This is a genomic window from Sinomonas atrocyanea (genome assembly GCF_030811715.1).
GTDB classification, from domain to species: Bacteria; Actinomycetota; Actinomycetes; order Actinomycetales; family Micrococcaceae; genus Sinomonas; species Sinomonas atrocyanea_A.
This window is the reverse complement of record NZ_JAUSRH010000003.1, coordinates 513934-532763: the sequence shown is the minus strand read 5'-3', so window position 1 is coordinate 532763 and position 18830 is coordinate 513934. Positions and strand designations below refer to the sequence as shown.

15 protein-coding genes and 2 tRNA genes are annotated in these 18830 nt (G+C 71.2%); 10 read left to right on the top strand and 7 right to left on the bottom strand.

Annotated elements, in window-relative coordinates:
* The first annotated feature begins 34 nt into the window (after positions 1-34).
* The 4 genes from J2W21_RS07940 to J2W21_RS07925 all read left to right on the top strand — a co-directional run bounded on the left by J2W21_RS07940 (position 35) and on the right by J2W21_RS07925 (position 4552).
* Positions 35-1594: a circularly permuted type 2 ATP-grasp protein gene (locus J2W21_RS07940; RefSeq protein ID WP_307113934.1), complete on the top strand. Its 1560-nt coding sequence runs from the start codon at positions 35-37 to the stop codon at positions 1592-1594.
* Positions 1595-1666: 72 nt separating this feature from the next.
* Entirely contained in the window at positions 1667-2593 is a 927-nt protein-coding gene (locus J2W21_RS07935; protein ID WP_307113933.1) for an alpha-E domain-containing protein, read from the top strand.
* Positions 2590-3441, top strand: coding sequence for a transglutaminase family protein (locus J2W21_RS07930; protein WP_307113932.1), 852 nt, complete (start codon positions 2590-2592; stop codon positions 3439-3441). The genes J2W21_RS07935 and J2W21_RS07930 overlap by 4 nt, the downstream gene beginning before the upstream one ends.
* Before the next feature lie 187 nt (positions 3442-3628).
* Entirely contained in the window at positions 3629-4552 is a 924-nt protein-coding gene (locus J2W21_RS07925; protein ID WP_307113931.1) for a DUF559 domain-containing protein, read from the top strand.
* Positions 4553-4660: 108 nt separating this feature from the next.
* On the opposite strand, the gene J2W21_RS07920 is transcribed toward J2W21_RS07925, so the two are convergent.
* Positions 4661-6124: an SDR family NAD(P)-dependent oxidoreductase gene (locus tag J2W21_RS07920; RefSeq protein ID WP_307113930.1), complete on the bottom strand. Its 1464-nt coding sequence runs from the start codon at positions 6122-6124 to the stop codon at positions 4661-4663.
* A gap of 89 nt (positions 6125-6213) precedes the next feature.
* A complete protein-coding gene (locus J2W21_RS07915; RefSeq protein ID WP_373423088.1) occupies positions 6214-7599 on the bottom strand; it encodes a glucose-1-phosphate adenylyltransferase in 1386 nt (461 codons plus the stop codon).
* Positions 7600-7768: 169 nt separating this feature from the next.
* Between J2W21_RS07915 and glgA the strand changes: the two genes are divergently transcribed.
* The gene (glgA, locus tag J2W21_RS07910) at positions 7769-8965 is read left to right on the top strand and encodes a glycogen synthase (protein WP_307113928.1); all 1197 of its coding nucleotides are present in this window, start codon (positions 7769-7771) and stop codon (positions 8963-8965) included.
* A gap of 97 nt (positions 8966-9062) precedes the next feature.
* On the opposite strand, the gene J2W21_RS07905 is transcribed toward glgA, so the two are convergent.
* The 3 genes from J2W21_RS07905 to J2W21_RS07895 form a co-directional block, all read right to left on the bottom strand.
* Positions 9063-9506 carry an Hsp20/alpha crystallin family protein gene (locus J2W21_RS07905; RefSeq protein WP_307113927.1) on the bottom strand — a complete coding sequence of 148 codons (444 nt, stop codon included), beginning with the start codon at positions 9504-9506 and terminating at the stop codon, positions 9063-9065.
* Positions 9507-9590: 84 nt separating this feature from the next.
* On the bottom strand, positions 9591-11663 hold the full coding sequence (locus J2W21_RS07900; RefSeq protein ID WP_307113926.1) for an acyl-CoA dehydrogenase family protein: 2073 nt from the start codon (positions 11661-11663) through the stop codon (positions 9591-9593).
* Entirely contained in the window at positions 11660-12376 is a 717-nt protein-coding gene (locus J2W21_RS07895) for a TetR/AcrR family transcriptional regulator (RefSeq protein ID WP_307113925.1), read from the bottom strand. Before J2W21_RS07895 ends, J2W21_RS07900 begins: the two co-directional genes overlap by 4 nt.
* A 67-nt stretch (positions 12377-12443) precedes the next feature.
* Here J2W21_RS07895 and J2W21_RS07890 point away from each other — a divergent pair, with 67 nt between their 5' ends.
* The 4 genes from J2W21_RS07890 to J2W21_RS07875 all read left to right on the top strand — a co-directional run bounded on the left by J2W21_RS07890 (position 12444) and on the right by J2W21_RS07875 (position 16902).
* A complete protein-coding gene (locus J2W21_RS07890) occupies positions 12444-13766 on the top strand; it encodes an acetyl-CoA C-acetyltransferase (protein WP_307113924.1) in 1323 nt (440 codons plus the stop codon).
* Positions 13767-13788: 22 nt separating this feature from the next.
* Positions 13789-15219 carry a 3-oxoacyl-ACP reductase gene (locus J2W21_RS07885; RefSeq protein ID WP_307113923.1) on the top strand — a complete coding sequence of 477 codons (1431 nt, stop codon included), beginning with the start codon at positions 13789-13791 and terminating at the stop codon, positions 15217-15219.
* Positions 15216-16154, top strand: a complete 939-nt coding sequence (locus tag J2W21_RS07880; protein ID WP_307113922.1) for a MaoC family dehydratase — start codon at positions 15216-15218, stop codon at positions 16152-16154. Before J2W21_RS07885 ends, J2W21_RS07880 begins: the two co-directional genes overlap by 4 nt.
* A gap of 169 nt (positions 16155-16323) precedes the next feature.
* Positions 16324-16902, top strand: coding sequence for a hypothetical protein (locus J2W21_RS07875; RefSeq protein ID WP_307113921.1), 579 nt, complete (start codon positions 16324-16326; stop codon positions 16900-16902).
* Between the two features lie 46 nt (positions 16903-16948).
* Here the strand turns inward: J2W21_RS07875 and J2W21_RS07870 are convergent.
* Both J2W21_RS07870 and J2W21_RS07865 read right to left on the bottom strand, forming a co-directional pair.
* Positions 16949-17032: transfer RNA gene (locus tag J2W21_RS07870), tRNA-Leu, on the bottom strand.
* Between the two features lie 180 nt (positions 17033-17212).
* Positions 17213-17296 (bottom strand) — tRNA-Leu (locus J2W21_RS07865).
* Between the two features lie 166 nt (positions 17297-17462).
* Here J2W21_RS07865 and J2W21_RS07860 point away from each other — a divergent pair.
* Positions 17463-18785 (top strand): M20/M25/M40 family metallo-hydrolase, encoded by a 1323-nt coding sequence (locus tag J2W21_RS07860; protein ID WP_307113920.1) that lies wholly within the window; start codon positions 17463-17465, stop codon positions 18783-18785.
* Positions 18786-18830: the final 45 nt, after the last annotated feature.

Sequence of the window (18830 nt, the reverse complement as noted above, 5' to 3'; positions counted from 1 at the left end):
GCGCCGGAGCCGGATTGGTGAAAAGCTGTCCCCTATGTCGGATCTCTTCGAGGACTACTCCGTCGCCGCCGAACGTACTGGCGCGTACGACGAGATGTTCGCCTCCCGCCAGACGGCGCGGCCCAGCTACGGCCATCTCGCGCAGGCGCTCGCGGGGCTCGACCTGACCGACGTGACCTCGCGGGCCGATTCGATGGCGCGCACCTTCCTCGACAAGGGGGTCACGTTCGACTACGCGGGGGAGGAGCGGCCGTTCCCGCTCGACCTCGTCCCGCGCATCATCTCCGCCGGCGACTGGGACGTGCTCGAGCGGGGCGTGGCCCAGCGGGTCCGGGCGCTCGAGGCCTTCCTCAACGACGTCTACTCGAAGATGGCCGTGGTCGCGGACGGCGTCGTCCCGCGCCGGCTGATCACCACGAGCAAGCACTTCCACCGTCAGGTGCACGGCTTCGAGCCCGCCGGCGGAGTCCGGGTGCACATCTCGGGCATCGACATCGTCCGGGACGCCGGCGGCACCTTCCGCGTCCTCGAGGACAACGTCCGCGTCCCCTCGGGTGTGAGCTACGTGCTCGAGAACCGCCGTGCAATGGCCAAGGGCCTGCCCGAGGCCTTCAGCCAGCAGCCCATCCGCCCGGTCGAGGAGTACCCCCGCCGGCTCCTCTCGACCCTGCGCAAGACCGCCCCCGCCGGCGTCGACGAGCCGACCGTGGTGGTCCTGACCCCCGGCGTGTACAACTCGGCGTACTTCGAGCACACGCTGCTCGCCGGCCTCATGGGCGTGGAGCTCGTCGAGGGTCGGGACCTGATCTGCCGCGGGAACCGCGTGTATATGCGCACCACCGCGGGCGAGCAGCGGGTGGACGTCATCTACAAGCGCATCGACGACGACTTCCTCGACCCGCTGCAGTTCCGCTCGGACTCCATGCTCGGCTGCCCCGGGCTGGTCAACGCGGCACGCGCCGGCGGCGTGACCATCGCGAATGCCGTGGGCAACGGCGTCGCGGACGACAAGCTCGTGTACTCCTACGTGCCGGACCTGATCCGCTACTACCTCGGTGAGGAGCCGATCGTGGCCAACGTGGACACGTACCGGCTCGAGGAGGACGACGCGCGAGAGGAGGTGCTCGACCGCCTGGACGAGCTCGTCGTCAAGCCCGTCGACGGCTCGGGCGGCAAGGGCCTCGTCATCGGCCCGAGCGCCACGCGCGAGGAGCTGGACACCCTCCGCAAGCGGGTCCTCGCGGACCCCCGCGGATGGATCGCCCAGCCCGTCCTCCAGCTCTCGACCGTCCCGACGCTCTCCGGCGACCGGTTCGGCCCGCGCCACGTGGACCTGCGCCCGTTCGCCCTCAACGACGGCGACGACGTGTGGGTCCTGCCCGGCGGCCTCACCCGGGTGGCCCTCAAGGAGGGCTCGCTCATCGTCAACTCGAGCCAGGGCGGGGGATCGAAGGACACGTGGGTGCTGGCCCAGTCTCCGGACGTCCCCGTCGAGGCCGAGCCGCGCCATTCCATCAGCATCCGGGAGCGCACGAGCGTGTGGCCGGTCGAGAGCAACTGGCGCGACCGCCAGGCCGAGCAGCAGCAGCAGTGACCACGCGCCGTCGTACGTCCCGCCCCGCCCGCTCCATCCCCGCCCGCACCACGACCCCTCGAGGAGGACGACGTGCTCAGCCGCATCGCTGAATCCCTGTTCTGGATCGGCCGCTATGTCGAGCGGGCTGACGGGACCGCGCGCATTCTGGACGTGCACCTCGAAAGGCTCAACCACCTGCCCGCCGCGGACCAGCGCAGCGTCGCCCAGGAGCTGCTCGGCGTCATGGGCTCGAGGGCGGATGCGGACGAGTTCGGGCTGACCGACCTGCTCCAGTCGCTCGCGTTCGACCGCACGAACGCCACGAGCATCGCCGGCTCGCTCGCCGCGGCGCGCGAGAACGCCCGCCGCGCCCGCGAGACCGTCTCCTCGAGCCTGTGGGAGTGCCTCAACACCACCTACTACGGCCTGAGCCAGCACCGCAAGGACGTGGTGGGCACCTACCGCTTCTGCAACTGGGTGCTCGAGCGCACCGCCATGGTCCGCGGGCTCGCGGACACCACGATGAGCCACGACGAGGGCTGGCTGTTCCTCGTGCTGGGGCGCTCGCTCGAGAGGGCGGACATGACGGCGCGCATGCTCTCGACCCGCGAGGTGCACACCGCCGGGATGTCCTGGGTCAACATGCTCCGCTGCGCGGGTGCCTACGAGTCGTTTCTGCGCACTCGCCGCACGGCGTTCGACGAGCGCCATGCCGCCGAGTTCCTCCTCATGGACCGGCTGTTCCCGCGCTCGATCGTGTACGCGCTGCGCGACGCCGACGACGCCCTCGCGAAGCTCGACCCGTCGGACACCCGGGTCGGGTTCATCAACGACGCCCGGCGGATCGTGGGCCAGGCCCGCACGTTCCTCGAGTTCCACCGCACGGACCATCTCATGGACGAGCTGCCCGAGCACATGGAGCGCGTCCAGAAGGCCGTCGCCCAGACATCCGACGCGGTCTCGCGCAAGTACTTCAACAGGGCCGACGAGCAGGCCTGGGTGGGAGAGGTTTCATGACCCGGCTGAGGATCCTGCACCACACCGCGTACCGGTACAACCGGCGCGTGACCCTCTCGTACAACGAGGCACGCATGACGCCGCTGACCGAGCCCCAGCAGGTAGTGCTCGAGTCGCAGGTCCGCGTCACCCCCACGCAGGCCGCCGTGAGCTCGTACAAGGACTACTGGGGCACCCGCGTGACGGCCTTCGACATGCAGATCCCGCACGAGTTCCTCGAGGTCGTCTCCTCGACCACGGTCGAGGTGCACCGGGTCGAGCGGGTCCCGTCCGAGGGCGACGTCGTCGCGTGGGACCGCCTCCGCAGCCCCGAGCTCGAGGACCAGTTCAGCGACTGGCTGCCGCAGTCGCGCCTGTCCGGGCCGGGCAGCGAGGTGCTCGGGACGCTGCCGGGGGTCGTCGAGGGCCTCGACCCGCACCGCGCCGCCCACGCCGTGTTCGACTGGCTGCGCGGCGAGATGCGCTACAGGCCCGGCTCCACGGCCGTGACGACGGACGCAGAGCAGGCCTGGAACCAGCGCGAGGGGGTCTGCCAGGACCTCGCGCACCTCGCGATCGGGTCGCTGCGGAGCCTGGGCATCCCCGCCCGGTACATCTCGGGCTACCTCCACCCGCGCTCGAGCGCGGACATCGGGGAGGTCGTCGCCGGCCAGTCCCACGCGTGGCTCGAGTGGTGGGACGGGGAGTGGCGGTCGTGGGACCCCACCAACCACAAGCCGGCCGGTGACTTCCACGTGACCGTGGCCCGCGGCCGCGACTACCGGGATGTGCCGCCGCTGAAGGGGATCCTCTCGGGCGGCGGCGGTTCCCACCTCGACGTCGGCGTGGAGATCACCCGCCTCGCCTGACCCCGGCTCATCCCGGCGCCCATGCGTTGAGGAGTCACCTCCGTAGCGTTGAGGAGCCACATGCGCTCCGTTGAGGAGCCACATCCGTCGGGTTGAGGAGGCAACCCGCGGCCGACGGCGACGCGGCCGCGCGATCACCTGTGGATAACTCGGAGCACGTGTTCGGGATGCGTGCCAGCATGGGCGCATGGACAGCACCGACCCGCTCGAAGCGTTGATTCACCGCCCTTTCACGCTCGGGGAAGCGAGGGCGCGAGGCGTCGACTTCAGGGAGGTGCTGCGGGCAGACACGCGGCGCCTGAGCCGCGAGCTCTACCTCTCCGGGGGAGCCGTGCCGAGCCTGCGCGAACGCGTGCTGGCACACCTTCTCCTCGCGCCGGACGCGTGGGCCTCGCACACCACCGCGGCATCGCTGCACGGACTGTGGCTCCCGGAGACCGCCAGAACCCAGGAAACCATCCACCTCAGCCGGTCATCCTCCGCAACCCGTGTGCGCCGCAGCGGCGTCGTCGGGCACCACGTGCGGGTGCTTCCGGGCGAAGTGCAGGTGCACGAGGAGGGCCTCCGCCTCAGCTCGCCTGCGCGGACGTGGCTCGACCTCGGGCACCTGCTCGGACACTCGGCGCTCGTGGCGGTCGGCGACCAGCTTATCCGCGAGCCGCGCCCCGAGTTCGAACGGCGCACCCGCCCCCACGCGACCAAGCGGCAGCTCGATCTGATGCTCCGTGGACACCGTCGCATGAAGGGCGTCGGGAAGTGCCGCGAGGCGCTCAGGGACATGCGCGTCGGTGCCGACTCCGTACCGGAGTCGCTCCTGCGCCTCAGCCTGCTGGCGTACAACTTTCCCGAGCCAGAGCTCCAGATCCGGCTGCATGATTACGATCCCCAGTCCTTCAGCGCCGACATGGGCTTTCGTGCCCTCCGGATCGCGATCCAGTACGACGGCGGCCATCACCGCTCCGAGGCGCAGCGTCTGAGTGATGCCCGTCGCGACGCCGCCTTCCGAGCGGCGGGATGGACGGTCATCGTGGTCACCGCGGAAGACCTGAGGGATGATTTCGCCCGCGTTCGATCGGAACTCAGGAGACAGATGCGGGACCGCGCGGCGTAGTGACTCCTCAACGGTGCGGAGGTGACTCCTCAACGGTGCGGAGGTGACTCCTCAACGGTGCGGAGGTGACTCCTCAACGGTGCGTAGGTGACTCGTCAACGAGGGGGGTCACCAGGGGCTGGGGCGGTAGTCCTTGAGGAAGACCCCGTACAGGTCGGTCCCGGCCTCGCCCATGACGATCGGGTCGTACACCCGCGCCGCCCCGTCGACGAGGTCCAGCGGGGCGTGGAAGCCCTCGTCGGCGAGCCGGACCTTGGTGTAGTGCGGCCTCTCATCGGTGATCCAGCCGGTGTCCACGGCGGTCATGAGGATCCGGTCGGTCTCGAACATCTCCCCGGCGCTCGTGCGCGTCATCATGTTCAGCGACGCCTTGGCCATGTTCGTGTGCGGGTGCCCGGGGCCCTTGTACTTGCGCCCGAACTGGCCCTCCATCGCGGAGACGTTGACCACGTACTTGCGCCGCGCCGTCGAACGCCGCATCGCGTTGCGTAGCCGGGAGACCAGGAGGAACGGCGCCGTGACGTTGCACAGCTGCACCTCGAGCATCTCGAGCGGGTCCACCTGGTCCACGACCTGCGTCCACGAGTTCACGGCGGCGAGATCGGGCACGAGCCCGCCGGCGTCGATGGCAGTCCCGGCCTCGATCCGCTCGAGCGACGCGGAACCGGTCGAGAGCGCGAGCGCGGTCACGGCGTCGCCCGCCAGCACCGGGTGCTCGGAGATCGATCCGGCGATCGAGAGCGGGTGCTTGTCGTGCGCGTGTCCGAAGGTCAGCAGCTCGGGGCCACCGTTGGCCGGGAGCAGCGCCGCCGGCAGCGGCTCGGATTCGGCGTCCACGAGGGGCTTGTACGCGTTCCCCGAGCGCCGCACGGTCTGCGCGGCGTTGTTGATGATGATGTCGAGCGGCCCCTCGGCGTCGAGCGCGTCGGCGAGCGAGATGACCTGGGACGGGTCGCGCAGGTCGATGCCCACGATGGTGAGCCGGTCGAGCCACTCGGCGGAGTCCTCCATCGCGGCGAACCGCCGGGCGGCGTCCTTCGGGAAGCGGGTCGTGATGGTGGTGTGCGCGCCGTCGCGGAGGAGCCGCAGCGCGATGTACATGCCGATCTTTGCGCGGCCGCCGGTGAGCAGTGCCCGCCGCCCGGTGAGGTCCGTGCGCGCGTCCCGCTTGGCGTGGCTCATGGCGGCGCATTCGGGGCAGAGCTGGTGGTAGAACGCGTCCACCTGCGTGTAGTGCTGCTTGCAGATGTAGCACGGCCGCGAGCGGAGGAGGTGCCCGGCGATCTCGCCCGTGGCGGAGGACGCGAGCTTGTTGCCCTTGGTCTCGTCGTCGATGCGGTCCGGCGCGGCCGTCGCCGTCTGTGCGATGACGGCCTTGTCCGCCTCTGCGACCGCGTCCCGCTTGGCGGCCCGGGTGAAGCGGCGGTGGGCCTTGAACATCTTGCCGGTGGCGCGCCGCACCGCCACGTAGTCGGGGTGCTCCTCGTCGTACGTGTGGATGGTGCCGAGGACCTTGAGGGCGGCCTGGATCTCCTCAGGGGTCAGTTCGGCATGCATGTCAGGGGAGCTCATGGCTTCCCATTCTACCGGCGCGCGCACGGGCGCGGGGCCCGTCAGCGCGGGCCCCGCACCGGTGCAGCGGGTGAGTCGGTGCGGGCCGTTCAGCCGGCGGAGCGGCGGGACGCGGACGACGGCGAGGACGCGCCGTCGGCCGTGCCGTCACCGGCGGCGGCACGCGCCGCCGCGGTGGCGTGGCGCTCCTGGATCTTCTCGGCCACCTCGGGCATCTCCGCGGCGACGTCCTCGAGGGCCGCCGGCATCTTCGCCAGCCACGCAGCGGCGAGCCGGCGTTCGTCGGCGTCGGGCTCGGGGACGACCTGGCCCTTGGCCAGGACGGTGATCCCCGAGGCGGTGACTTCGAAGCCGCGGCGCCGGTCGAGTTTCTCGTCGACCCCGATCGTGGCGCCCGGGGGCACGACCACGTTCTTGTCGAGGATCGCCCTGTTGACGACGGCCCCGGCCCCGACCTGGACCCCGTCCATGATGACCGAGTCGAGGACCCGCGCGGCGGAGTTGACCCGCACGTCGTGCGAGATCACCGACCCCTCGACGATGCCGCCGGTGATGACCACGCCGCTGGAGACGATGGAGTCGAGCGCGATGCCGACCGTGCCGCCCTCACCGCGGACGAACTTCGCCGGCGGCGAGACGCTCTGGTGGGTGTAGATCGGCCACCGCGCGTTGTACAGGTTGAACACCGGAAGCGGCGAGATCAGGTCCATGTGGGCGTCGTAGAACGAGTCGAGGGTGCCGACGTCGCGCCAGTAGGTGCGGTCGCGTTCCGTGGCGCCGGGGATCTCGTTCTTGGTGAAGTCGTAGACGCCGGCCTCGCCGCGGTCCACGAAGTAGGGGATGATGTCCCCGCCCATGTCGTGCTTGGTGTCGAGCCGCTCGGCGTCGCTCTTGAGCGCCTCGACGAGGGCGTCGGCGTCGAAGACGTAGTTGCCCATCGAGGCGAGGAACTGCTCGGGGTCATCGGGGAGCCCCGGCGTCGTTGCCGGCTTCTCGACGAACGCGGAGATCATGGATGGCTTGGAGGGATCCGTCTCGATGACGCCGAACTGGTTGGCCATGTCCAGCGGCTGGCGGACCGCGGCGACGGTCGCCTTGGCGCCGGAGGCCACGTGCGAGGCCACCATCTGCTCGAAGTCCATCCGGTACACGTGGTCGGCGCCGACCACGACCACGATCTCGGGCTGGGCGTCGTGGATGAGGTTCAGCGACTGGTAGATCGCGTTGGCGCTGCCCAGGAACCAGCTCTTCCCGACGCGCTGCTGGGCCGGCACGGAGGCCACGTAGTTGCCCAGCTGGGGCGAGAGCCTCCACGTCTCCGAAATGTGCCGGTCCAAGGAGTGCGACTTGTACTGGGTCAGCACCACAATCTGCAGGTAGCCGGAATTCACCAGATTGGACATCGCGAAATCGATCAGCCGGTACCCCCCGGCGAACGGCACTGCGGGCTTGGCCCGGTCAGCCGTCAGGGGCATCAGCCGCTTGCCCTCCCCACCTGCGAGGACGATCGCCAATACCTTCTTCGGTGCCACTGCGCAACCCCCGTCATCTCTCGTTCAGGACCAGTTTTCCCGGCCTCCGCGGTCGCGAAACGCGGTCCCCTTCACACTAGTTCAGGTTCCAATGACCGACTACGTTGAAACCGTGCGAATAGACATTGTGACCAAGGAATTCCCCCCGGAGATCTACGGCGGCGCCGGGGTGCATGTGGCCGAGCTCAGCAGGGTCCTCGCCCGCGAGGTGGACCTGCACGTCCACGCCTTCGGAGCCCCCCGCGAGGCCCAGGTCAACGGGGCTGCGGTCACCTCGTACCAGGTCCCCGAGTACCTCTCGGACGCCAACGCCGCGCTCCAGACCCTCGGGATCGACCTCGGCATCGTGCCCGACGTCGCGGGGGCCGACCTCGTCCACTCGCACACGTGGTACGCGAACATGGCCGGGCACCTCGCCTCGCTCATGCACGGCATCCCGCACGTGCTCTCCGCCCACAGCCTCGAGCCCCTGCGCCCGTGGAAGGCCGAGCAGCTCGGCGGCGGCTACCGCCTCTCGTCCTGGGTTGAGAAGACGGCCTATGAGGCTGCCGACGCCATCATCGCCGTCTCCCACGGGATGCGCGCCGACATCCTGCGCTGCTACCCGGAGGTGGACCCGGCCAAGGTCAAGGTGGTCCACAACGGCATCGACGTCTCACTGTGGGGCCGCGACGAGGGCACGGAGCATCTGGCCGGGCTCGGGATCGACGCGGCGAAGCCCTCGGTGGTGTTCGTGGGCCGCAACACCCGCCAGAAGGGTGTGCCGTACCTGCTCCGTGCGGCGTCGAAGCTCCCCGCGGACGTCCAGCTGGTCCTCTGCCTCGGCGCCGCGGACACCCCGGAGCTGGCGGCCGAGACGGCGGCCCTGATCGACGGCCTGCGCGCCGAGCGCGAGGGTGTGGTCCTCATCGAGCGGATGCTCCCGCGCGCCGAGCTCATCCAGGTCCTCAGCCACGCGACGGCGTTCGCGTGCCCGAGCATCTACGAGCCTCTCGGGATCGTGAACCTCGAGGCGATGGCGTGCGGCGCGGCGGTCGTGGCCACCGCCACCGGCGGCATCCCCGAGGTCGTCGACCACGGCACCACCGGCCTGCTCGTCCCGATCGAGCAGGTCAGCGACGGCACGGGAACGCCGCTGGACGCGGAGAAGTTCGTGGCGGACTTCGCGGCGGCCCTGACCGAGGTCGTGTCGGATCCGGCGAGGGCCCGCGCCATGGGCGAGGCAGGCCGCGTCCGCGCCGAGGCGAACTTCTCGTGGGAGAGCATCGCCGAGACCACCCTCGAGGTCTACCGGTCGGTACTCGCGTAGGCTGGAGGCGAGAAGCGAGCGCACGACGGCGGCGGCGCACCCCGTGAGGGGGGCGCCGCCGCCGTCGTGGTTCCTGCTGGCGGGACCCAGCCCGGTTTCAGTCTCGGCTGACGTTGACCTTGGTGGGCCCGGGCCCGGCCTCCGGGGCGACGGGCACGCGCACCTCGAGCACGCCGTCGTGGTAGCTCGCCTTCACGTCCTCGCCGCGCGCCCCGCGCGGGAGGTCGACGGTGCGCGCATACGAGCCATAGCGGAATTCACTGCGGTAGCCGCCCTTGGTCCGGTTGGCCGTGTCCTCGCGCCGCTCGGCCTTGATCGAGAGGGTCGAGTCCTGGACCGTCACCTCGACGTCCCGCTCGGGGTCGACCCCCGGCAGCTCGGCGCGCACCACGAGGTCATCGCCGTCGCGGAACTGCTCGGTGCGCAGCCACGCCGTCTCCCATTCGTCGACGAAGCGCTTGAACTGTTCGGGGAAGCCGAACCTGCGCATGCCCTCCGGCATCATGTCCCACGGGCCCCTGCGGCCCCATCCCTCGACCATGGATTCCTCCTGATGTGCCCCGGGCACCGGTGCGGCCGGGTCCTGCCTTCAGGCTAGACCCGGCCGCGGGGAGGGGGAAGGGACCTACTTCTTCAGGTCCTTCTCCTTCACGGGCGCCTCGCCGGAGGCACGCAGCGCGGCGAAGTAGGCCGCGGCCTCCTCCTGCCGCCGGGCCTCGATGCCGCTCGCGACGGTCGCCCGCAGGTGGTCCTGCGTGTAGCCGAACGCCTCGACGAGGTCGAGGGCGTGCGGACGCAGCCTCGCGAGCAGGCGGTTGATGTACTCGCCGACGGTGCGCCCGCGCTGCATGGAGAGCCGGCCGTTCATGAGGTACCACTCCAGGTGGGCCTCGATGAGGGTCAGGCCGAACAGGTCGCGCAGCCACGTGAGGACCTGCTTGGTGCCCGGGTCCTCGATCTTCTCGAGGGCCTCGGTGAACGCCTCCCACTGGAGCAGCTCGCCGTGGGCCCGGGCGGCCTCGATGAGCTCGTTCTGGTGGGCGTTGAAGCGGGCGGCAGCCTCTGCCTGGGGGAGCTTGGTGGCTCCGGCGAGCGCCTGCGCCGCCTGCGCCACCATGGTCTGGACCCGCTCGGCCAGCAGGAGCCGCTGCGTGTCGGGGTCCCGCAGCGCGAGGGCGGAGCGCTGCGCGCGGCCGGAGTCCGCCACGAACTGGGCCACGGCGCCCAGGCCCGTCTTGAGGGCGACGCCGCGGGCCTGGCCGAGCGCGAACTTCGCGAGCGCCCCGACGTTCATGGTCCGGAACTCCTTGGCGTAGTCGTTCAGGAGCCGCTTGGCGACGAGCTGCAGCAGCACGTTGTTGTCGCCCTCGAAGGTCACGTAGATGTCGAGGTCGGCGCGCAGGGACGCGAAGCGGTTCTCGATCATGAACCCTGCGCCGCCGCACGCCTCGCGGCACTCCTGGAGCGTGGTGAGCGCGTGCCACGTGGACAGGGGCTTGAGGGCCGCGGCGAGCGTCTCGAGGTCCTGTCGGTCCTCGTCCGTGTCCTGCGCGCCGGAGAACACGCCGTCGAACTTCGCCAGGAGCTCCTCGTGGGCGAAGCTCATCGCGTAGGTCGCGGCCAGCAGCGGGAAGAGGCGCCGCTGGTGGCGCTGGTAGTCCAGCAGGACCTCCTCGGCGGTGTCCGAGGAGGCATTGAACTGGCGGCGCTCGGCCGCGTACCGGATCGCGGCGGTGAGGCCCACCTTGGAGGCGGCGACGGCGGCGCCGTCGAGCGAGACGCGGCCCTGCACGAGGGTGCCGAGCATCGTGAAGAAGCGCCGGCCCGGGGTGGAGATGGGCGAGCTGTACGTGCCGTCCTCGGCCACGTCGCCGTAGCGGTTGAGCAGGTTCGTGCGCGGGATGCGCACGTGGTCGAAGGCGAGCCGGCCGTTGTCGATGCCGTTGAGCCCGCCCTTGATGCCGTCGTCCTCGCTCGAGACGCCGGGCAGGCACTCCTTGGTCTGCGGGTCGCGGATGGGGACGTAGAAGGCATGGACGCCGTGGTTGACGCCGCGGGTGATGAGCTGGGCGAACACCACGGCCGCGATGCCGTCCTTGGCCGCGTTGCCCAGGTACTCCTTCCACGCCGCCCGGAATGGGGTGTTGAGGACGAACTCGCCAGTCTCGGGGTCGTAGGTGGCGGTGGTGCCGATGCTCGCCACATCGGAGCCGTGGCCGATCTCGGTCATGGCGAAGGCGCCCGGCACCGTGAGGTCCATGATGTCCGGCAGCCACTTCGCGTGGTGCTCCGCGGTGCCGAGGTGCAGGACGGCCGCGCCGAACAGGCCCCACTGCACGCCGGACTTGATCTGGAGCGACGGGTCCGCGGTGACGAGCTCCTCGAAGCCGGCGATGTTGCCGCCGTGGTTGTCCTCGCCGCCGAGCTCCTTGGGGAAGGCCCGCTGGATGGCGCGGTGGTCCACGAGGTACTTGAGCTGGCCGAGCACGCGCTCGCGGTGCTCCGTGTAGGTCAGGCCCTCGAGCTTGTGCAGCTCGGGACGCGCGGCGAGCTCGCGGGCCTGCCTGCGCACGTCGGCCCAGGTCCCCAGCAGCAGCTCTCCCAGCGCGGCGACGTCGACCTGGGGCGACTGCTCGAGGTCTGCCAGGTCGGTGTCCGCCTCGGCGGAGGTGGAGGGTCCAGTGGTCTGGTGGGTCATCGTGTCTCCTGTGGTGGAAGGGGTGCGGCCGGGCGCGGCCCGTGGTCGGCGCCGGCGGCTCCTCCGACGGGACCGGTCGCCTGGGCGGCGATCCCCGCGAAGAGCCAGTCGGTGATCAGGCCTGCCATGTCGTCGAGAGAGGGCTTGTGGGCCGACGGCGCGGCGGTGAGCCAGCGCTCGCCGGCGGCGCGGACGAGCCCGATCGCGGCCGGGGGCCAGTAGTCGAGCGTCGCGGAGGCGGCGGGGCCGAGGTACCGGGCCATGGGGGCCTGGATCATGGACCCGACGGCGTCGAAGAAGCTGCCGAAGGCGCGGTCGGGGTCCGCCGGGACCCGCGTGACGAACTCGTACACGTGGGGCGAGCGCGCGGCCATGCCGAGATAGGCGGCGACCATGGCCCGCAGCCCCTCGTACGGCGTCTGCGCGGCGGCGGCCGCGGCTGCGATGCGCTCCTGCATCTGGGCCAGGACGAGGGAGCCCATGGCCGCCTGCAGCCCCGCCTTGTCCCGGAAGTACCGGTAGAAGACGGACTTCGAGGTGCCGGCGGCCGCGGCGATGTCTTCCATGGGCACGTCGGGGCCGAGCCGGTGCACGGCCCTGCGGGCGGCGCGGACCAGCTCGGCGCGGCGTTCCTCGCGGTGGCTCGCCCAGCGCGCGGTGCGCCCGTCGACGCCCGGCGACGCGACGGCGTCGTTCGCGGTGGATTGGTTCACGGTACTCAGCGTATCAGGTACGCTAGGTATCGGTAATTCAGATCACAGCTCTCGACCGGAGGACGCTATGCCCACCCCTTCCTCTCCCGGCATCCGCAAGGCCGTCGTCGTCGGCGGCAACCGGATCCCGTTCGCGCGGGCCAACGGCGCCTATACCCGCACCTCCAACCAGGACATGCTCACCGCAGCCATCGACGGGCTCGTGGCCCGGTTCGGGCTGCAGGACGAGCAGATCGGCGAGGTCGCCGCTGGCGCTGTCCTCAAGCACAGCCGCGACTTCAACCTCACCCGGGAGTCCGTCCTGGGCTCGGCGCTCCGCCCGGACACCCCGGCCTACGATGTGCAGCAGGCCTGCGCGACGGGCCTCGAGACCGTCCTCCAGCTCTCCGACAAGATCAAGCTCGGACGCCTCGACTCGGCGATCGCCGGCGGGGTCGACTCCGCCTCGGACGCCCCGATCGTGGTCAGCGAGGGGCTGCGCGAGACGATCCTCGAGCTCAGCCGCGCCAAGACCCTGCAGCAGAAGCTCAAGGCCGCCTCGAAGCTGCGCCCCAAGGACCTCGCCCCGATGGCGCCGGGCACCAACGAGCCCCGCACCGGCCTGTCGATGGGCGAGCACCAGGCCCTGACCACGAAGCAGTGGAACATCACCCGCGAGGCCCAGGACGAGCTCGCGCTCGCCTCCCACCGCAACCTCGCCGCGGCGTACGAGCGGGGCTTCTTCGACGACCTCGTGACCCCGTACCGCGGGCTCACGAAGGACTCCAACCTGCGCGCCGACACCTCGATGGAGAAGCTCGGCAAGCTCTCGCCGGTCTTCGGCCGCCAGCTCGGCTCCGAGGCCAGCATGACCGCCGGGAACTCGACCCCGCTCACCGACGGCGCCTCCACGGTGCTGCTCGCCTCCGAGGACTGGGCCGCCGAGCGGGACCTGCCCATCCTCGCCGACGTCGTGGACGGCGAGGCCGCGGCCGTCGACTTCGTGCACGGCAAGGACGGACTCCTCATGGCGCCCGTGTTCGCGGTGCCGCGCCTGCTCGGCCGCCTCGGCCTGACCCTCGAGGACATCGACTACTTCGAGATCCACGAGGCCTTCGCCGGCACCGTGCTCGCGACGCTCGCCGCGTGGGAGGACGCCGACTTCTGCCGCGAGCGCCTCGGCCTCGACGGCGCCTTCGGCAAGGTGGACCGCGCCAAGCTCAACGTCAACGGCTCCTCGCTCGCCGCCGGGCACCCGTTCGCCGCGACCGGCGGCCGCATCGTCGCGACCCTCGCCAAGCAGCTCCACGAGCGCAACCGCGCCGGGGACCTCGGCCGCCCGGCCCGCGGGCTCATCTCCGTCTGCGCGGCCGGCGGCATGGGCGTCGTCGCCGTCCTCGAGGGACGCTGAGGGCGAGGGAAGGGGAACAGGCATGGCTGACAAGTACACCGACTTCGTCTCGCGCGGCTGGGGCCGGGACCTCGCCAAGCGGTTGGGCCTCCCGCAGCCCGTGGCTCTGCGCCGGTACGAGCCCGGCGCGCCGCTCGTGCCCGGGCCCGTGCTGCTCATCGGCGCGGGTGCGGGGGCAGACGCCCTCGAGACCGCGCTGAAGGGCTGGGACGTCGAGGTGCTCAGGGATCCCGCAGTGTCTCCAGCCGCGGGTGGGACGGACGACGCCGGTGCCTCGCCGTCGTCGTCCGCCTCGCCTGGCGCGGCGGCCCGCTCCGGAAGGGGAGGGGCGGCGAAGCTCGGCGGGATCGTGCTCGCCCTCGACGAGGTGGCGCGCCCGGAGGAGCTGTCCGCGCCCATCCTGGCCGCCGGCCGCGCCCTGCGCTCGCTGGCCCCGAATGCGCGCGTCGTGACGGTGTCGCGGCGCTCCTCCACGGCGGACGAGCCCGCGCTCGCCGCCGCCCGGGCCGGAGTGGACGGCATCCTGCGCTCGCTGGCCAAGGAGCTGCGCAGCGGGGCGACTGGCAACGGGATCCTGCTCGCCGAGGGCGTCCAGGCGGACGCCCCCAGCGCGCTCGGGGCGCTGCGCTTCCTCCTCTCGGGGCGGTCGGCGTTCGTGGACGGGCAGTTCCTCACCGTCGGCACCGCCAAGGGCGAGCTGCCTGGCGATCCCGAGAAGCCCCTCGCGGGGAAGGTCGCGGTAGTCACCGGGGCCGCGCGCGGGATCGGTGCGGCCATCGCGCGGGCCCTCGCCCGGGACGGGACCAAGGTCGTCGTCGTGGACATGCCCGCGGCCGGCGACTCCCTCGCGAAGGTCGCCAACGAGGTGCGCGGCACCGCCCTCCAGCTCGACATCACCAGGCCCGAGGCGGGCGAGCGGATCCTCGAGCACGCCCTCGGCCGGCACGGCGCCCTCGACATCCTCGTGCACAACGCCGGCATCACCCGGGACAAGCTGCTGGCGAACATGGACGCGGGGCGCTGGGACTCGGTCATCGCCGTCAACATCGCGGCCCAGCTGCACATCAACGACGCGCTGCTCGGCTCCGGCAGGCTGGGCGAGGGGTTCCGCATCGTCTCGGTCGCGTCGACCTCGGGCATCGCGGGCAACCGCGGCCAGACCAACTATGCGGCCTCCAAGGCGGGGGTCATCGGGATGGTCCGGTCCACCGCGGCCCGGCTCGCCGCGTCCGGTGGGACCGCGAACGCCGTCGCCCCAGGGTTCATCGAGACCGAGATGACGGCCAAGATCCCGTTCGCGACCCGCGAGGTGGCCCGTCGCCTCAACTCCCTCCAGCAGGGTGGGCTGCCCCTGGACGTGGCCGAGGCGATAGCGTTCCTGGCCTCCGACGCGGCCGGGGGCATCTCCGGCAACGTGCTGCGGGTGTGCGGGCAGAACCTGGTGGGCCAGTGAGCGCGCCGGCCCGGGGGACCGAGACGGTCGAGCTCACGGAGGTGCCGTCCCTGTCCAAGCTCTACGTCGCGGCCGCGGCCGAGGCAGCCCGGGCCCTCGTGGCGCCGCGCAGGACCGCCCCGAGGCTGCCCGCCGCCCGGCACCACGCCGCCGTCGTGCGTCCGGACCTCGCCAAGGTCACCGAGTACCAGCACCTGCTCGGCGAGTCCGCGCGGGACGTGGTGCCCGCCGGGTACGTGCACGCGCTGGCCTTCCCGGTGGCGATGAGCTTCATGGGGCGCGAGGACTTCCCGCTGCCCCTGCTCGGCATGGTGCACCTGCGCAACCACATCGAGTACCGGGAGCCGATCTCCTACGCCGACGAACTCGACGTGATGGCCTGGGCCGAGAACCTCGCGGGGCACCGCGCCGGGACCCAGGTCGATGTCGTGGCCGAGGTGCGCCGGGGAGGGGCGCACGGCGGGGGAGGGGAGCCGGTGTGGCGCGGGGTCTCCACCTACCTCGCCAAGGGCGTGTTCCTGCCCGGCGTGGACAAGCCCCTCGCGAACGGGGCGCGCGAGGACTTCCGCGCGCCGCTTCCCACGGCCCTGTGGCGGCTCGGGTCCGAGACCGGGCGCGAGTACGCGGCCGTGTCGGGCGACTTCAACCCCATCCACTTGAGCTCGATCTCGGCTCGGGCGCTCGGGATGCGCCGGTCCATCGCCCACGGGATGTACACGGCCTCGCGCGCCCTGGCCGAGGTGGGGCCCGCGAAGGGCGACGCGTTCGTGTGGGACGTGGCGTTCGAGGCGCCGGTGTTCCTGCCCGCGCGGGTGGCGCTGAACATCTCCGACTCGGTGGATGCCGAGGGGGCCTGGGAACGCTCGGACTACGTCGGGTGGCACGCGAAGTCCGGCCGACGGCACTTCGTCGGGTCGGTGTCGCGGCTCTCCTGAGCCGCCGGCTGGCTCCTGACGCTGCCAGTCAGACGGACGACGGCGCGTGGTCGCCTCGGCGCCGCCCGTCCCCCTTCGGCGGGGCGGGCGGCGCCGTTCGTTCCGAGGGGCTCGACTTGTCCTCCACAGGACTGGGTCGGAACAGGGCTGGCCCGATAAAATCGAAACTATGTTCGAAGGAGTCGCCAAGCGGTGCCGTCATCGGGACCTGGGCCACGCAGATACGCTCGTCGAGCGGATCACGGGGCAAAGGCGCGCCGAGGATCTCCGGATCGCCGTGAATCTGGTGATGTCCGATGCTGCCCTGCTCGCCGGCACCCCGGAACCCTCCGCGCTCGCGGGCTATGGAGTCCTGCCGGCTCAGATCGCCCGGGACCTCGTCCTCGCCTCGCCGGACGCGGCGCTCCGTCGCATCTATGCTTCGCCGACCACAGGGTCGCTGACGCCCCTGGAGTCGAGGTCCCGAGCATTCCCGCCGGGCCTCAAGGACTTCATCGCCCTCCGGGACCAGACCTGCCGGAATCCCTGGTGCGACGCCCCGATCCGCCATCACGACCACGTCGTCGCGGCACGCCGTCACGGTCACCACTCCGACCGGGCACCGGTACAGATCAACCGCGCCCCCGCTGCCCGGGACGCGGGAGCTGATGGGCCACAGGGTCGAGTTCCCGGGCGGAGAGTACGTCTTCCACACGGCCGCGTGAGCTTTGCGCGCCCGGGCCGTGCATGGCTGGCCCGGGAATGCTGATCGGCAACGCAAAGGAGCCCCGGTCAGAAGACCGGGGCTCCGTCTGTGCGCGGAGGGGGACTTGAACCCCCACGCCCTATTCGGGCACTAGCACCTCAAGCTAGCGCGTCTGCCATTCCGCCACCCGCGCGGGCAGCCTCCGAAGACTTGGGAAACCACGGTTTCCGTCCTCGGCAGCGGTATATAACCATACACCATCCCGGTCCCTGCTACGCGCACACCGGGGCCGCGCGGGCCGCCCAGCGAGAAGGCGGTCGGAACGTCCGGACAGACAAGAGGAGCCCCGGTCAGATGACCGGGGCTCCATCGGTGCGCGGAGGGGGACTTGAACCCCCACGCCCTATTCGGGCACTAGCACCTCAAGCTAGCGCGTCTGCCATTCCGCCACCCGCGCAGGCAGCACTCCGGAAGCGAACCGATCACTCGTTTCCCTCCCGGGCAGCGAGAAAGACTCTACACGATCCGGGCCGCAAGCCGAAATCGGTGCCCGGGCCGCTGGAGGCAGGGCCCGCAGGGGTGCGGGACTAGGCTGGAGGCACCGGAGACGCTGAGGAGGACCCATGACCGACCATGCCGCCCAGGGCCAGGCCACCGCCGAGGACGAGGTGGTGCGCATCTGCCAGGACCTCATCCGCTTCGACACCTCCAACTTCGGAGACGGCTCGGGGCCGGGGGAGCGAGCCGCCGCCGAGTACGCCGCCGGCCTCCTCGCAGAGGTCGGGCTCGAGCCGGAGCTGTTCGAGTCAGCGCCCGGCCGGGCGAATGTGGTGGTGCGCCTCGAGGGCGCCGACCCCGAGGCCGGCGCCCTCGTGGTCCACGGTCACCTCGATGTCGTCCCTGCCCAGAAGGAGGACTGGAGCGTCGACCCGTTCGCGGCGGAGCTCAAGGACGGGCTCATCTGGGGCCGCGGCGCTGTGGACATGAAGGACATGGACGCCATGATCCTGTCTGTGGTCCGCGAGATGCGGCGCACCGGCACGCGGCCGCGCCGGGACCTCGTCATCGCTATGTTCGCCGACGAGGAGGCCGGCGGAGCGTACGGCGCCCGCTGGGCGGTCGACAACCGGCCCGAGCTGTTCGACGGCGCCACCGAGGCCATCAGCGAGGTCGGCGGCTTCTCGGCGCAGATCGGCGGCAAGCGGGCCTACCTCCTCCAGACGGCCGAGAAGGGTCTGGGCTGGCTGAGCCTCAAGACTGCCGGCCGCGCCGGCCACGGATCCCAAGTCAACGACGACAACGCCGTGACGCGGCTCGCCCGGGCCGTGTCCCGCATCGGCGACTACACCTGGCCCATCGAGATCACCGACACCACGCGGTGGTTCCTCGACGGCGTCACCGAGCTCACCGGGGTCGAGTTCGATCCGGAGAACCCCGAGATCCTCCTCAAGGAACTCGGCACAGTGGCCCGGTTCGTCGGCGCCACCCTCCAGAACACGTCCAATCCCACCGTCCTCAAGGCCGGCTACAAGGACAACGTCATCCCGGGCACCGCCGAGGCGCGCGTGGACACACGCACCCTCCCAGGCCAGGACGAGCTCGTCCTGGCCAAGCTCAAGGAACTGGCCGGCGACGGCATCGAGTTCAGCTACATCCACCAGGACGTCTCCCTCGAGACCCCGTTCGAGGGGCCCCTCGTCGAGGCGATGGTGGGCGCCCTCGCCGCGGAGGACCCGGACGCCGTCGTGCTGCCGTACACGCTCTCCGGAGGCACCGACAACAAGTCGCTGAGCAGGCTCGGCATCACCGGCTACGGCTTCGCCCCGCTCCGGCTCCCGGGCGATCTGGACTTCCCGGCCATGTTCCACTGCGTGGACGAGCGCGTCCCCGCGGACTCGCTCCAGTTCGGCGCGCGCGTGCTGCGCCGCCTGCTGACCTCGTACTGACCCGGCCGCTGACACTCGACGGGCCGCCAGAGACCCCGCAACGGC